The 14,786-nt window shown below is 57.9% G+C and carries 16 protein-coding genes and 1 other RNA gene; 6 read left to right on the plus strand and 11 right to left on the minus strand.

The features are described from left to right. On the minus strand, positions 1-300 hold a 300-nt coding region (locus NW849_RS04900), incomplete at its 3' end, for an IS607 family transposase (protein ID WP_414356272.1). Positions 301-512: 212 nt separating this feature from the next. Between NW849_RS04900 and NW849_RS04905 the strand changes: the two genes are divergently transcribed. Continuing rightward, on the plus strand, positions 513-1,568 hold the full coding sequence (locus NW849_RS04905; protein ID WP_414356273.1) for a TauD/TfdA family dioxygenase: 1,056 nt from the start codon (positions 513-515) through the stop codon (positions 1,566-1,568). Between the two features lie 200 nt (positions 1,569-1,768). Further along, positions 1,769-1,951 carry a hypothetical protein gene (locus NW849_RS04910; RefSeq protein ID WP_414356274.1) on the plus strand — a complete coding sequence of 61 codons (183 nt, stop codon included), beginning with the start codon at positions 1,769-1,771 and terminating at the stop codon, positions 1,949-1,951. 89 nt (positions 1,952-2,040) lie between these two features. Here NW849_RS04910 and NW849_RS04915 read toward each other — a convergent pair whose 3' ends face one another. The 4 genes from NW849_RS04915 to crtE all read right to left on the minus strand — a co-directional run bounded on the left by NW849_RS04915 (position 2,041) and on the right by crtE (position 5,016). After that, a complete protein-coding gene (locus tag NW849_RS04915) occupies positions 2,041-2,883 on the minus strand; it encodes a SirB1 family protein (protein ID WP_414356276.1) in 843 nt (280 codons plus the stop codon). 45 nt (positions 2,884-2,928) lie between these two features. Then, positions 2,929-3,576 carry a hypothetical protein gene (locus NW849_RS04920; protein WP_414356278.1) on the minus strand — a complete coding sequence of 216 codons (648 nt, stop codon included), beginning with the start codon at positions 3,574-3,576 and terminating at the stop codon, positions 2,929-2,931. 13 nt (positions 3,577-3,589) lie between these two features. Then, positions 3,590-4,051, minus strand: coding sequence for a divergent PAP2 family protein (locus tag NW849_RS04925; protein WP_414342616.1), 462 nt, complete (start codon positions 4,049-4,051; stop codon positions 3,590-3,592). A gap of 71 nt (positions 4,052-4,122) precedes the next feature. Then, positions 4,123-5,016 (minus strand): geranylgeranyl diphosphate synthase CrtE, encoded by an 894-nt coding sequence (gene crtE, locus NW849_RS04930; RefSeq protein ID WP_414328882.1) that lies wholly within the window; start codon positions 5,014-5,016, stop codon positions 4,123-4,125. A gap of 243 nt (positions 5,017-5,259) precedes the next feature. Here crtE and hemE point away from each other — a divergent pair, with 243 nt between their 5' ends. Further along, a complete protein-coding gene (hemE, locus tag NW849_RS04935) occupies positions 5,260-6,360 on the plus strand; it encodes a uroporphyrinogen decarboxylase (protein WP_414356279.1) in 1,101 nt (366 codons plus the stop codon). A gap of 77 nt (positions 6,361-6,437) precedes the next feature. Further along, complete coding sequence (locus NW849_RS04940) at positions 6,438-7,421, plus strand: glycosyltransferase family 2 protein (RefSeq protein WP_414356280.1); 984 nt, start codon at positions 6,438-6,440, stop codon at positions 7,419-7,421. On the opposite strand, the gene NW849_RS04945 is transcribed toward NW849_RS04940, so the two are convergent. After that, a complete protein-coding gene (locus tag NW849_RS04945; protein WP_414356281.1) occupies positions 7,376-8,257 on the minus strand; it encodes an inositol monophosphatase family protein in 882 nt (293 codons plus the stop codon). The genes NW849_RS04940 and NW849_RS04945 overlap by 46 nt on opposite strands. A gap of 136 nt (positions 8,258-8,393) precedes the next feature. Here NW849_RS04945 and NW849_RS04950 point away from each other — a divergent pair, with 136 nt between their 5' ends. Beyond that, the gene (locus NW849_RS04950; protein WP_414356282.1) at positions 8,394-10,370 is read left to right on the plus strand and encodes a protein kinase domain-containing protein; all 1,977 of its coding nucleotides are present in this window, start codon (positions 8,394-8,396) and stop codon (positions 10,368-10,370) included. Positions 10,371-10,577: 207 nt separating this feature from the next. On the opposite strand, the gene ssrS is transcribed toward NW849_RS04950, so the two are convergent. Further along, a non-coding RNA gene (ssrS, locus tag NW849_RS04955) (6S RNA) lies at positions 10,578-10,765 on the minus strand. Positions 10,766-10,850: 85 nt separating this feature from the next. Between ssrS and NW849_RS04960 the strand changes: the two genes are divergently transcribed. Beyond that, positions 10,851-11,375 carry a YIP1 family protein gene (locus NW849_RS04960; RefSeq protein WP_414356283.1) on the plus strand — a complete coding sequence of 175 codons (525 nt, stop codon included), beginning with the start codon at positions 10,851-10,853 and terminating at the stop codon, positions 11,373-11,375. A gap of 198 nt (positions 11,376-11,573) precedes the next feature. Here the strand turns inward: NW849_RS04960 and NW849_RS04965 are convergent, their stop codons facing one another. The 4 genes from NW849_RS04965 to NW849_RS04980 all read right to left on the minus strand — a co-directional run bounded on the left by NW849_RS04965 (position 11,574) and on the right by NW849_RS04980 (position 14,667). Beyond that, entirely contained in the window at positions 11,574-11,801 is a 228-nt protein-coding gene (locus NW849_RS04965; RefSeq protein WP_011434056.1) for an indolepyruvate ferredoxin oxidoreductase subunit alpha, read from the minus strand. Between the two features lie 395 nt (positions 11,802-12,196). Continuing rightward, positions 12,197-12,841, minus strand: a complete 645-nt coding sequence (mreD, locus tag NW849_RS04970) for a rod shape-determining protein MreD (RefSeq protein ID WP_414356284.1) — start codon at positions 12,839-12,841, stop codon at positions 12,197-12,199. After that, complete coding sequence (gene mreC / locus NW849_RS04975) at positions 12,819-13,571, minus strand: rod shape-determining protein MreC (protein WP_011434053.1); 753 nt, start codon at positions 13,569-13,571, stop codon at positions 12,819-12,821. Before mreC ends, mreD begins: the two co-directional genes overlap by 23 nt. 67 nt (positions 13,572-13,638) lie before the next feature. Further along, positions 13,639-14,667 carry a rod shape-determining protein gene (locus NW849_RS04980; protein ID WP_414356309.1) on the minus strand — a complete coding sequence of 343 codons (1,029 nt, stop codon included), beginning with the start codon at positions 14,665-14,667 and terminating at the stop codon, positions 13,639-13,641. Positions 14,668-14,786 lie beyond the last annotated feature (119 nt).

A 14,786-nucleotide genomic window follows, 5' to 3' on the forward strand; every position in this document is an offset into this window, starting at 1 on the left:
TTTGAAGTCGAGACCGCCGCCAACCTCTCCGACCACTTCGGCTCCAGGATAGAGGTTAACCAGTCTTGCAATCTGTCGCTCCAAGTCTGACTTCTGCCCTCGACTGCTGACTCGGGCGTACAAAACGACTCGTTTGGCCTTTCTGGGCGTTTTGATGTAGCTGTCGAGGTCATACCTTCTTGCCCTACCGGATGGTGTACGTATTGCTTTGATCCAACCTTTCTGTTCCCATCGCCTCAAAGTGTGGAGACATACCCCAAAGTAATCCGCCGCCTCTCTCGGTTTCACATACCTAGCCATACCAAGCAGCCATACTGAACATACTGTACACTATTTTCAGTATAGTCCAGCGTATCATTGACTAGAGTCATGCTCTGCCCCGCCTCAGACTGAGGTTCTAGCACCGAAGGGTAGTGCGCTACACTCGCCGAGATTGGGTTTTGAGTGTAGGATCCCTGCCCAAAAGTTGCTGCGGCTGCTATGACTAGGGCAGTGGGTGGTGAGGGATCGTGATGAAGACTTCACAGCTTGAAAAAGGATGCTTGCTGATCGATTGTCAGGGCTTCGATGAAAAGACGATAAACCTATTTTTGGCGCCTGGGCCCGATCCCTACCGGGAAACAGAGGAATTTCTCCTGGACTGCGAGATGCGGGCAGATGAGCTGCCCCGTTATCTGCGGCGGGCCTTGCTGGAGTTTCAGTTGTATTCCAATTCGGAAGGGATCCTGCTGCTGCGGGGCTTGCCCGTGGATCCCGGACTAGACCATACCCGCACACCGGCTCTGGCGCAGCGCTCTGAGGAGAAAACCACTTTTGTCAGCGAACGCTGCTTGGCAATGATCGGCAGCCGCTTGGGGCATTTGGTCTCCTACATCCAAGAAAAAAACGGGGATTTGTTTCAAAACTTGGTGCCTACTCCCGACAGCGAAGAGGTGCAATCTTCCGAGGGATCCCGCACTCGGCTACAGTTTCACCGCGAGACGGTTTTTCATCCCCACTCACCGGAGTTTTTGCTGCTGTTTTGCCTGCGCCCCGACCATGATCGTGTGGCGGAAACCATCTACGCCAGCATCCGTCATGTCCTGCCTCTGCTAGGAGAGCGAGAGCGGGAGCTGCTGTTTGAACCCCTGTATCGCACTGGCATCGACTACTCCTTCGGCAACCGGCAAGCCCTGATCAATGGACCCATTTTGCCGGTGTTGTATGGCCGTCGAGAGGATCCCTTCTGGAACTACGACGAAGACCTGATGGTGGGGCTCACCCCCGAAGCCAGTCTGGCTCTAGAAGCCCTGAGGAAGGGAATCCACGCTGTCTACCGAGGCATCAAGCTGGAAACAGGGGATCTGCTCTGTATTGACAATCGCCGCACCGTTCACGGACGGACTGCCTTCTCTCCCCGCTACGATGGCTTCGACCGCTGGATCCAACGCTCATTTGTGGTTCGGGATCTCGGCCTTTCGGCAAGGGATCGCCATCCCGGTGAGCGCATCATTCGCATCGCCTTCGCCACAGAGGGTGAGGCCCAAGCTGCCCTCAATGGGGAGCAGGTCTGTCTCAGAAGATCCTGAGAAGTTCGCAGACTTCAGCGCCATCCATAGCTCAAGTCCGTAAAAGTACTATTGGCGATTTCCCCGAAAGGGTTTGGATGAGTCGCCCCAGATTCTGATGTCAAAATACGTGATCCTCACGATGGCTATCGCAGAGCGTTTCCAGCATTCTAGGCTTATGAGCCAAAGCCATCAATTCTTCTCACGATTGCGAGGTTAAGATGAGCATTCGCCAGATCATCGATGAGGTTTTACAATCTTCGGTTTTAACTCTGCAGCAGGAGTCCAGCATTAACCAAATCCTCTGGGAAAGAAACTATGATCCATCTGATCTAGAGGCTCTGGATGAGTTGGTAGAAGCCATTTTGCGCCAAGAGGTAAGGGCTGCTTCCGATCCCTGCTAGAAACCTAGCCTTGCTTGCAAACGACGGCAGATCTTGCTCAAAACTTACACACTTACACAACGCACGACTGAGAGCAATTGTGCATGCTCCTAGCATGAGTCGAGATGAGATTCCAATCTCTCGACAATTTCCCGGATTAAATGCTCATCAGAGCGATTGATCTCGGGGTGGAAAGGCGCCTGTTTTAAGTAGCGCTTGAGATCCTGGCAGGCTTGCTGCCAACGGCCCAACTGATAATACAACAGCCCGCGATCCCTTAGGTGGGGCAAGGATTCAGGGATCAACAACAAGATCCGTTCCGCTGCTGCCAAAGCGGGTTCCAGTTCGGCGCGGCTCAGATAAATTTGCTTGAGGTTGTTGAGCAAGCGTACCAAGATCAGGCGGGGAGGGGTGGGGCGTAGGTGGTGTTCTTGGAAAGGGATCCCAGGCCCGTAGATTTGCGACAAAAGCTCTTGACAATCTTCTGGAAATAAAATCTCCCCCTGCTGAAAGGGATCCACAAAAATCTCGGCGCCTGCAAACAGGGGCCGGATTAAAAAGTGGCCGGGCATGCCCACTCCTGCCATGGGAAAATCGATCCGCCGCGCCAGCTCTAGATAGATCAGCGACAGCGTAATCGGGATCCCGGTGCGCCGATCGATCACTTCGTTCAAAAAGCTGTTGCGTGGGTCGTAATAATCTTCGCGATTGCCACGAAAGCCCAGATCCTCAAAGAGATAGTGATTCAAGATCTTGATGACCCGCAGGGGATAACGCTCCGGGGGAAGGCGCTCTTGCACCTCTGCGGCCATCTCATCCAGAGCGGCCACATACTCTTCCACCTCCAGATCGGGATAGGCTTCTTGGGCAATCCAGAGGGCCGCCCGACCCAGATCGATGGGCTCCGATTGGATTTCAAGGGCAAAGCGTTGACGGGCAGCAGGAATGCTCATGAAATGTTAAATATTAAATATTGAGGTTCTTTGCAAGGATCTCGGTTAGAACAGCAGCGTGCAAAAGCTGGTCAACAGCAACGTCACTGCCGTCAAGAGCAGGCTGAAGCTCCAAAGCCACAAGGCTGCAAGCAGCAGGATCCCGATCACCCAAATCAGCAGAGCATTCCAATAGGGTCGGTTGGGGGCTTTGGACACATTAATTTTCTGGAAGAAGGGCAGCAGGATGAACGATACATCCAACAACAGGCGCGGCAGCCGCAAATTGTCCGGCAGCGGCAGATCTCGCACCGCCAAATAAAGCAGCCCCCAGCTCAACAAAAGCGGGATTAGGAGCAGATAGTTGGATTCGGCCAGCAGGGGTCGATCCACCACCAGCGGAAACAGAGGGCTGATCCCCCAGAGCAGATAGAGGTAAAAGTTGAAGTTCAGCAGCGGCTGTAGCAGAGGGGGCACCTTGAAGCGTTGACCTTGGGATCCGATCCCGTTTACCTGAGCTGCGATTTTCTGGCCCAGGGATCCACCTTTTTGAGGGGTTTGCGCTGCCGGAGCCGCCCGCCAACCGCAGTGGTCGCAGTAGGGAGACTTGAACCGGTAGGCTGGGATCGGCTTGCCACAGGAAGGGCAACGTTGGATCGGACGAGGTTGAGAACTGGAAGCCATGACCACCCCGCGGTACTTCTGCCTTAGCATGCCCCAATGGCTCTCAGTTTACTCCCAGGGCAAACGACAATGTAATACAGGCTGCCCCCAAAGCCGCGCCGGCCATGACCTGAACGGGAGTGTGCCCCAGCAATTCTTTCAGGTAGGGTTCTGGAAAACGGTCGGCGCCCTTTTCTTCAAACCATTCTTCCAGGAGGCGATTCAGCACCCGCGCCTGTTTTCCGGCGGCTTGGCGGATCCCGGCAGCATCGTACATCACCACCAAAGCAAAAACCACCGTCGCGGCAAACAGCAGGCTGTCCCAGCCTTCCTGCAGCCCCACCCCAACGGACAAAGCCGTCACCAACGCTGCGTGGGAGCTGGGCATTCCCCCGGTTTCCACCAAGACTCGCAGGTTAACCTTGCCTGACCGCACATAGGAAAGGATCAGCTTGATGGCTTGGGCCAACACACTGGCCAGCAAAGCAACCCAGAGGACATGATTGGCCATCAACTGTTGCAGCATACGGCTCTCCAGCACAGACATGCGAGCAGGGTCTCCAGGGATCCCATCTGATCTTGTCCCCTTGTCCTGTCCTAATGCTGACGGCGAGTGATGAAATCTGCCAGGGCCAACAGCGGTTCTGCCCGCGATCCATAGGGGCGCAACGCTTCCTTGGCCGATTGAATCAGCTCCTCGGCTTTTTGCCGGGAGGCCTCTAGGCCCAACAAGCTGGGATAGGTGGCTTTGGCGGCAGCTTGATCCTTTCCTGCCGTTTTGCCCAGTTGCTCGCTGGTGGCGGTGATGTCCAAAATGTCGTCCACAATCTGAAAGGCCAAGCCAATATCGCGGGCGTAGCGGCTCAGGCGGTCCAGCAGCTCCTCATCTCCCCCCGCCAGGATCCCTCCCGAAACCACCGAGACTTCCAATAGAGCGCCGGTTTTGTGGCTGTGAATGTACTCCAAAGTTTCCAGGGAAATGGCTTTGCCCTCCGACTCCAGATCCACCACCTGTCCCCCCACCAAACCGGTTGCCGCCACAGCATGGCCAATGCGGGCGATCACCTGTAACACCAACTGCGGCGGTACCCCCTGAGTTTGGCTAGCAATGTGCTCAAAGGCAAAAGCCAGCAGAGCATCTCCCGCCAAAATGGCAATGTCTTCGCCGAACACCTTGTGGTTGGTGGGTTTGCCGCGGCGAAAGTCGTCATTGTCCATGGCCGGCAAGTCGTCATGGATGAGCGACATGGTGTGGATCATTTCCAGGGCACAGGCGGTAGGCAGAGCCTGCTCCACAGTGCCGCCGGCCAACTCGCAAGCAGCCAGACAGAGGATGGGCCTGAGGCGCTTCCCCCCTGCCAATAGGCTGTAGCGCATCGCCTCGTAAATGCGCTCCGGATAGGCGGGAACCAAAGCTGCAGAGAGAGCTTCTTCCACCTGTTGCTGACGCTGGCTCAGGTAGGCTTTCAGGTTAAAGGTTTGGGCAACCAAGCGGGGTTTCCTCTCAACTCGGCAATGGGGGGATCCTTGTCGAGCCGTTCTTCAACAGACTTGTCAGGTGTCATTATCTCATGTCCACTTTAATTGGGGATCCCAGCCCAGAGGCCAAAAGGGTAAGAAGTAACAGCAAGTTGCAGCCGATGAAGAAACTGCAGGGATCCTGAGCCGCCAACTTGCGGTTGCTGTCGCCACAATGTCAGGATTCATAAGGATCTTTAGCCGGATTGCCCTCCTATGTCCCACTCGCCTGTTCAGCTCAGCGCCACCTCCTCCACCGCCAGCGGTGCGGAGCACTTGGGTGACCGTTTGCTGCGGGCGGCCCGAGGGGAAGTGCTGGATCGCCCTCCAGTTTGGATGATGCGCCAGGCGGGTCGCTACATGGCGGCCTACCGCGAGCTGCAAAGCAAGTACACCTTTAAGCAGCGTTGCGAGATCCCGGAGCTGGCCGTCGAGATCTCGTTGCAACCGTTTCGGGCCTTTGCCCCTGATGGGGTGATCCTGTTCAGCGATATCCTCACCCCCCTTGAGGGCATGGGCATCCCCTTTGAGCTGGTGGAGCATCAGGGGCCAATCATCGACCCGCCGATTCGTTCCCAAGCCCAAATTGAACGCATCCGCCTCCTGGAACCGGAAGAAAGTCTGCCCTTTATCAAGACCATTCTCAGCACCCTGCGCCGCGAGGTGGAAGGGAAAGCAACGCTGCTGGGGTTTGTCGGCTCCCCCTGGACTCTGGCCTGCTATGCTGTGGAAGGGCGCAGCTCCAAAGATTACGCCCACATCAAGAGCTTGGCCTTCGCGCAGCCGCCATTGCTGCATCAGTTGCTGAGTAAGCTGGCCGACAGCATTGCCCGCTACGTGATCTACCAGATCGAGTGCGGCGCCCAGGTGGTGCAGTTGTTCGATACTTGGGCCGGCCAGCTCAGCCCAGTCGATTACGAGTGTTGGGCCTTGCCCTACCAAAAGCAAATTGTGGATCAGGTGAAAGCTCGGTATCCGCAGGTGCCACTGATCCTCTACATCAACGGCAGCGCCGCTTTGCTGGAGCGGGTGGGCAAAGCCGGCATCGACGTGTTCAGCCTCGATTGGATGAGCGATATGGCAGAGGCCAGGGCCCGCCTGGGATCCCTAGCGGTGCAGGGCAATCTGGATCCAATGGTGTTGCTGGGATCCCCGGAGTTCATCCGGCAGCGCACCCTAGAGGTGATTCGAAAAGCCGGATCCCGTGGGCATATCATGAACCTGGGCCACGGCATTCACCCAAGCACTCCAGAGGCCAATGTCCATTACTTTTTCGAGACGGTGCGCCAGTCGGCAGAGCTCCTAAAAGCCCTCTAGCCCAACAGGCAGTGGGAACCCCTCTTCCCTGAGGTGTTTTTGCTCAAGGGCTGTACAGCCATCCCTAGGGATCCCCGGTGTACATCAGCGTCATCATTCCCACCTACAACCGCCGTCCCATTTTGGAGCAGTGTCTGCGGGCCCTGGCGCAGCAGCAGCCCGGCCCCTACGAGGGCTACGAGGTGGTGGTGGTGGACGATGGCTCCACCGATGGCACAGTGGAATGGCTGCAGAACAACCCCGTTGGCTTGCCCCAGTGGAAACTGTTGCAGCAGGAGCACCGCGGCCCCGCCGCTGCCCGCAACCTGGGGTTTCGCCACGCCCAGGGATCCCTCATCGTCTTTATCGACAGCGACCTGGTGGTGGTGGATCACTTCTTGGCCAGCCACGCCCAGATGCTGCGGCGGCACGGCGTCACAGGGGATCCCCGCTCCCCCCACGAGGCCAAGGTCTTCACCTACGGGCGGGTGATCAACACGAGCAATTTTCAGGATCCCCGCTCCGAACCCTTCAAGCCCACCGATTTTTCGGCAGCCTTTTTCGCCACCGGCAACGTGGCCATTGCCCGCCATTGGTTGGAGCTGGCCTGCGAAACCCCCGCCGGCCCCTTTGACGAGCGGTTTCACCTCTACGGCTGGGAAGACCTGGAGCTGGGGGTGCGGCTAAAACGTTTGGGCCTGCGCCTGGTCAAGTGCCCCCAGGCCACCGGCTACCACTGGCATCCGCCCTTTGAGCTGCAGCAGATCCCAGGATTGATTGAGCGGGAACGGCAGCGGGGCCGCATGGGTATTCTCTTTTACCAAAAACACCCCACCTGGGCCGTGCGCCTGATGATCCAACTGACGCCCCTGCACCAATTCCTGTGGGGCCTTTTATCCCTGGGGGGCTGGCTGAACGAGAAGCGGGTGGAACCGCTGCTGCGCTGGCTGATCCGGCATGGCCGCTCGCAGTTGGCCTTGGAGCTGTGCCGGATTTTTTTCCTCAACTGGTACAACGTGCAGGCCGTTTACGAAGGCTACAGAGCGATGAAAGCGCGAAATAAGGGGATCCACTCGGCTTGAGCTGCCACCAGGGCGGGGTAAGTGAGTCGGCCATAATCCTTGCCGGGAATCAGAGGCTGGCCGGGATCCGGATCGGTGCAGCTCAGGGGTTCCCAAACGGCACCGGCCCCCTTGACAATGACCCACACTGCCGCCACATCCCAGATCTTGGGCGAGCGTTCCACCGCCCCCAGAAGGCCGCCACCGGCCACCGCCAGCAGGTTGTAGGCAGCGCCCCCCAACATCCGCGCTTTGCAGGGGAAGTGTGGGCTAATCCAATGGCTGCTGCGGGAACAGAAATTAAACAATTGGTTGGGGCCGGGTGAGGCGGTGCTAGGACGGATTGGCTGGGGACAGGCGGGATCCCGGTCGTGGCGGGTGAGAAAAGCTCCTGCTGCTGCATCCCCAGGAAACCGAGGCCAATAACCGTAAAAAGTCTGGCGGATGGGCGGCAGATGGACACAGCCAAACACCGGCACGCCCCAATGCAGCAAAGCCAAGGAGCTGCCCCAAATGGGGATCCCACGGGCAAAATTGGTGGTGCCATCCAAAGGATCCACTACCCAACACCACTCCTTCTCGGGAAAAATGTGGTTGGATTCCTCGCTCAGATAACCGTGATCGGGGTAGGCAGCGGCAATGGCCCCTTGAAAAGCGCGATCCGCCCACTGGTCAGAAGAGGTTACCAAGCTGCCGTCGGCTTTTAAGGACTCCGTCCCGCTGGCGCGAACCGTAGGGTGGGCCTGGCCAAAGTCTGCCAAGAGCTGGGATCCCACGCTGGCCGTAGCCTGCAAGGCAAACTCGGTAACCTCCAGCCAGAAAGGGGATAGAGCAGCAGTTGCAGAAGGAGCACTCATGCCCCAATCCTAGCGGGATCCCTGGCTTTTGGGGTGGAAAAGGGGTCGCAATGGCAGCGGATCCCTCACCAGCAGGTTTTAAGCCCCTAAGCTGACTAGAATCATAGGTAGACTCCCCGGCTGGCCGCCCTCCTCCATGAACCAGCGCCTGATTGGACAACTGATTGGCAACCGCTACCGGCTGACCCGCCACATCAGCGAGGGTGGCTACGGCAATGTGTTCGAGGCGGTGGATACCCAGCTCAATGACGAGCTGGTGGCCGTCAAGTTGTTGCGCCCGCCGCCCCCGGACATGGGCCCAGAGTACTACCAGCAACTGCAGCAACGCTTCATGGATGAGGCCAGGGTCAGCGCTCTGTTGGGCGAGCACCCCAACATCGTGCAGGTGCGCTCTTACGGCCTGTACCAAAACCAGCCCTATCTGGTGATGGAGTACCTGAATGCCAAACCCTACAGCGGCCAGGGGTTGGACTATGTGCTGGCTCGGGAAGGCCCCTTGCACCCAGAGCGAGTGGTGAACTTGGCTCTGCAAATTTGCTCTGCCCTGCACCACGCCCACAACTTTCAGATGGATCTGGGCAAGCACTCCATTCGCGGCGTCATCCACCGCGACATTAAACCCAGCAACATCTTTGTGCAGAAAGGGCCCGATGGGAAAGAGCGGGTCAAGATCCTGGACTTCGGCATTTCCAAGCTCATGGGGGAGACCTCTCGTGGCCTGACGCAGACGGGCTATTTTTTGGGCACGATGGTCTATGCCTCGCCCGAGCAAATGCGCGGAGAAAAGCTGGATGGCCGCTCCGACATCTATTCCTTGGGGGTGGTGCTGTACGAGCTGTTAACTGGTGCGTTGCCCTTCGAGCCGGATACCGACACCTTGCAAGGCTGGTACCACGTCCACAACTTTCAAAAGCCCCGCCCCTTCCAAGACCACAAGCTAGCCCACCCCATCCCTGCTGCTCTGGAGAGGGTCATCCTCCAGTGCCTAGAGAAAGACCCTGCCCTCCGCCCAGCCAACATGGAAGGGCTCAGCCAGCAGCTACAGGCTGTCTATGGAAACAAGGTTGCCCCTCCTGCCCCGTTCGTCCCCTCAAATTCCTCTCGTTCACCTCAAGGTGTTCGCCCCCCGCGGATCCCGACCGGATTTGGCCAGCCGACTTCCCAACAGCCGATGGGTCGAGCCGCCCCAGACGAGGAAGAAAAGCTACAACGGGCGGTAAGGCTGATCGAGGCAAGCGAGTACAAGATGGCCGTCCATCTGCTCAATGAGCTGATCCAGAGCGCCCCCAACGAAGCCCGCTACTATCTCTACCGCGGCCTGGCCCACCAACGGCAGGGACATTGGGGCCTTGCCCAGATGGATTATCAAGGGGTGCTGCGGCTGGAGCCGGGTAACCCTTCAGCGGAACAGGGGCTGCGCGAGGTGGAACAGAAGGTTGGGCAGGAACATGTCAACAGCAAGTCCGGCTCTCATCTGTTGGATGCACCCCTGAATGCACCCCGCCTGGGCAAAGGGTCGGCGTTGAGTTGGCTCTTGGCCAATTTGGGGGCGGCTGGGATCGGCTACCTGGGGCTGGGGGCATCAGCGCCTCTGCTGGCGGCTTTGGGATCACTACAAGAAGCGGTGGCTGGAGCCGGCCTTGGCTTGCTGATGGGGCTGCTGCAGTGGCTGGTGTTGCGGCGGCAGGTTTCGGTGGGATGGGTGGCTGCAACTTTGCTGGCCACGGCTTTGGGCTGGGCGGCGGCGGATTTCCTCGCTCCCCAGGTGGGGGTAGCAACCTCTGCTTTTAACCCGACGGATCCCTGGCTCCAAAATGCCTTGCGGGCGATGGGAGATGTGCTGCGCGGTTTGCTGGTGGGGGTTGGCGTCGGTGGGCTGCAATGGGCCTTGTGGTCTCAGGGCTGGAAAGGTGGCCGGGCTTGGCTCTTGGCGGCAGTTGCCGAAGGGGCAGGATCGGCTCTGTTGATGGGCTGGCTGCTGGCCAATACTGCCTTGAACAGTTGGCTGCTGCTGATCGTGGGGCTACTGGCCAACACGCGCCCCCTCAGCGCAATGGTGCTTTTGAATTTGCGCCGGATCCCTACTGTTCAAAATCAACAACAAGCCTCTTAGGCCCCAGGGATCCCGTTCCGAAAAACAACCGCAGTTCGACAGTCCCTTTGACTCTCTCTAGGAAAGAGGGGAGCCAGGAATTGAAATAGATCATCATGGTACTGGATCCACCTGGCTATGGGCAATTTGGCTTGGGATCCCGTAAAGCAATGGCAATTCAACTGCAACATTCAAGCAACAAAAAGGCCCCCTTTCGAGGGCTCTTTTGAGGATACTGTTGCGCCGTTTTACCGTGGTTTTCGACCTGGAAAATCCAGTGTAGGATACCGGGGATGATTGTTGATAGTTTCCAAATCTAAGTTTGGCTTACTGCTCTCACATCCACTTCCCATCCTAATTGTCGAAGGGTATAGATCGCAAAAACATAACGGCAGTCACCAACGCCGCAGAATCCTTTTCCAATCATACCCCATTTTTGGGATGTGCCTGTCAAGTGCTCATAAGGGCTAGGATGAAAGATAGCTTGACTTGTTGCCGGCCATGCTCGGTTCCTGGTTAGACAACATCTATGGCGCTTGGTTTCTGCCGGAGCGCACTTTTCGGGCACTGCGGGAACAGCCCGTTCTCTGGCAAGCCTTTGGGGTGGTGGGGCTGCTTAACGTCCTAGAGGCGATTCGCCGCTCTGGGGCAAGCCTGCCGAGCATGGTGCTGGCAGTACTGATGGGATCCCTGGGCTGGGTGAGTTTGGCGGCTTTGCTGCAGTTGCTGGCCTTCTGTTTAGGTCGGGCTGCCCCTTCCTTTTCGGCGCTGCTGTGCTTGACGGGGTTTGCCGGCTTGCCGTGGCTGCTGCTGGGGCCTGCTCAATCGTTGGGTGGGGTACTGGGATCCCTGCTGGGCCTTGCAGCGCTGCTGTGGTTTGTGGTTTGGCAGGTGCGGGCGGTAGCTGTAGCGCTGGATTTGGAGTGGTGGCGCCTGGTGGGCCTGATCCCATTGGCTTTCCTAGGGGGGATCCTGTCCCTGAGCTGGCTGACCAGCGGCGTCGTTGCTCTGGCTTCCTTGCGCTAAAGCTTATAGTTGTTTCAGGTTAGGGTGAGACGCCTGGGCTACCAAGAAAAGCCTTCTGGTTCTGCGTATTGTTGCTCCGCAACGCTGACGCGACGATGCGACCAGGGCTTTAGGTGTGGGTGCAGTGTCCTAGTTGGAGTTGAAATGATCATAATTCCCATTGGATCTTGGGGTGTGGCCAGGGATGCTTCCCCGGAATTAGCGGGGCACTCGCTGCAGATGCGGCTTTTCCTCCGGCAGAATAGCGCCCTCTACGGGGCAGACCTGTAAACAGATGCCACAGTCAATGCAGGTGGAAAACTCAATCCAAAAGTAGTCGGTGCCTTTGGCATTTTTGGTATCGCCGGGGTGGATGCAGGCGACGGGGCAAGCCTCTACACAGTCGGCCACACCTTCACAGATATCGGTGACAATTGTATGCGGCATGGATCCCTCCCAATGAACGCTCTAAGTCAAATCCTAAGTGCAGTTGCCACAAGGTCAGCCTTTACGTCGCCTGCGCTTCCTATGCTGTTGACTTTTTGATTAGAATGCGCGATATTTGCCCGAAGCTGCCTGAAAAAGATGGGACTTATATCTCAGTTCTAGGGTTCATTTTAGGCCAAAATTGCTCCCCAACGAAGAATTTTCCGGATTGTCGCTTTTTCTGACTTTGTCTGGGGCCTCTCAGCACAGCGCCAACATGTGGGAGGTCAGAGACAGTCGGCAAACCGGCTCCCGCCGCCTCGAGAGTTCTTTCTTGCCAAAAATGCCAAGGGACATACTCTGCTTTGGCCTAAGTTTTAACCGAAAGGTAGGATGATTTGCCACAAAACCAAAGGCTAAACCTCTCTGGGATCCCGCTCTTGAGATTGCCACCAACGGCTGAGGGGCCAGTACAAAGCAGGTGCCCAGAGGCTACTTAAAATAGCAGACGTGAGGGCATTGCGTTGATGGTTCCACCAGATGCTCTCCAGAGAACGCGAACCGTCGCCGCCGATGCTGCCGAAAGAGTGAAGGGAGTTCCCCAATCCATCCAGCAAAGTTTGCATTCCCGCCGGATCCAGGCCCTCGGATCCCTGGGAGGCGGCAAGCCACATCCACTGCAGCGCCATCAGGGTTTCGGCAATCACCACCATACCAAAAACGATCAAGGCCACCGAGATGAAGTCTTCTTGCATGTAGCGTTGTTTTTGCAGCTTGGCGGTGAGGATCCCGACTACGGCCAGCCCCAGCGCATGGGTAGGACAAGGGCTGGTCAGCGCATCTTGCAGAAAACCCAGGGTGACCCCGGCAACAGCTCCCTGCCAAGCTTTACGCCGCACACTCCAGCACACCACCCAGATCAAGGGCCAATCTGGGGTTAAGCCTGCCAGCTCCAAGCCCGGCCCGCGCCACCAAGGGGCCACTGCTGCCAGCAATCCTGATAGGGCAGTCACCACCCAGTTGAGGTGAGACTTGAGCTTAAGAATCAGAGGGTTGAGCATAGCGGTAGATCAAGGCCCATTCCAAGAGGCCCAGCGGCGCCGACAGTTCGACAGTGGCTTGGGGGGCAGGGCTGGCATCCAAGTTGACCGCTCGAACCGTTCCCACCACCACCCCGGCTGGGTAAAAGCTGCTCAGGCCCGAGGTCACCACCACATCCCCCACCTCTACTTTGGGAGCCTTGTCGAAAAAATCCAAAATGGCGCTCTGGGTGCCCGTACCCCTCAGGATGCCCATGTGTCGGCTGCGACTCAACATCACCCCAACACGGCTGGTGGGATCGCTGATCAGGAGCACTCGGCTGGTGTTGGGCGTGACCGACTCAACTCGCCCGATCAACCCGCCCGGCGCCATGACTACATCTCCCACCCTGACTCCATGCCGGCTGCCGCGGCTGAGGGTGAGCTGTTGCCACCAGTGATCGGCGCTGCGACCCACCACTGCTGCCGGGATCCCCGCTTGGGGCATCTGCTCGGTAAATTGCAGCAGCCGCTTCAGCTCGCGGTTTTGGTACTGCAGCTCGGCTACCAGGGCTTGCAGCTCACGGTTGGCGGCCTGGCTGAGCACCGCGGCGGGATCCACAGGTGGACGGGCCGGGGCGGTGATCCAACTGTACAGCTCCACCAACAGGGATCCCTGGGTTTGGCGCAAGCCCAATGCTACCCCCATCGCCAAAGCAGACAGGAGTAACCCCAAGCCGTAGCGCCTCCACCATTGGCGTAGCCGATTCAAGCAATACCTCTCCGACCCACTCGACTCACACCTCAAATCAGGAAATCAGGGAGAGGGAGAAGCGCCTCTAGCCCTTGAAGCTGCCGCTCAACACTCGACCCAAGGTTTTGAAATCCTCCAGAACTCGCCCTGTACCCAGCACCACACAACTGAGGGGATCCGGAGCAATGTGAACCAAGATCCCGGTTTCATGGCTGATCAGGGCATCCAGACCCTTGAGCAAGGCTCCTCCGCCGGCCAGCATGATGCCGCGGTCGATAATGTCGGCAGCCAATTCCGGTGGAGTGCGCTCCAGGGTGCGCTTAATGGCTTCCACAATCACCGAGAGGGGCTCGGCCATGCTCTCGCGGATTTCGGTGCTTTTCACCGTAACGGTACGGGGTAAACCGGAGAGCAGGTGTAACCCGCGCACCTCCATGGTCAGTTCCTCTTGAATCGGGTAGGCAGAACCGATCTGAATCTTGATCTCTTCGGCAGTGCGCTCCCCGATGGTGAGGTTGTGGACTTTTTTCATGTACTGGGCGATGGCCTCGCTCAGTTCATCTCCCGCTACCCGCACCGACTCGCTCAGCACGATCCCCTGCAAGCTAAGGACGGCTACCTCAGTGGTGCCGCCGCCGATGTCGATGATCATGTTCCCGGTGGGCTCTTGCACCGGCAGCCCGGCCCCAATGGCTGCTGCCACCGGCTCATCCACCAAATACACCTCCCGCGACCCGGCCTGGAGAGCGGCTTCCATCACAGCCCGTCGCTCCACTCCGGTCACGCCGCTGGGGATCCCAATCACAATGCGCGGAGCAATGAGGTACCGGCCCTCGTGTACGCGGTGGATGAAGTGTTTTAGCATCATCTCCGCCGTGTCGAAGTCGGCAATCACCCCATCTCGCAGAGGACGCACCGCCACGATGTTGCCTGGGGTACGGCCCAACATTTTTTTGGCATCTTCCCCCACAGCCAGGGGTTGCTTGGTGTTTTGGTCGATGGCAACCACAGAGGGCTCTTGCAGGACAATGCCTCGCCCGGCCACGTAGACCAGCGTGTTGGCAGTGCCCAAATCAATGCCCATATCACGGGAAAATCGGCTGAAGAACCCCACGGTAAGTCGCTCCAGTCTTGACTTGGGAAGAAGCAGCAAGCTTCGGTACCTACTATAGTCTAGCTATAGTCTAGTTCTGCTAGAGAATCTCCCCCGAAGATCGGGAATCTGCTCCAGAG

The organism is Synechococcus sp. R55.3, assembly GCF_047461975.1.
In the GTDB taxonomy this organism is placed as follows: Bacteria; Cyanobacteriota; Cyanobacteriia; order Thermostichales; family Thermostichaceae; genus Thermostichus.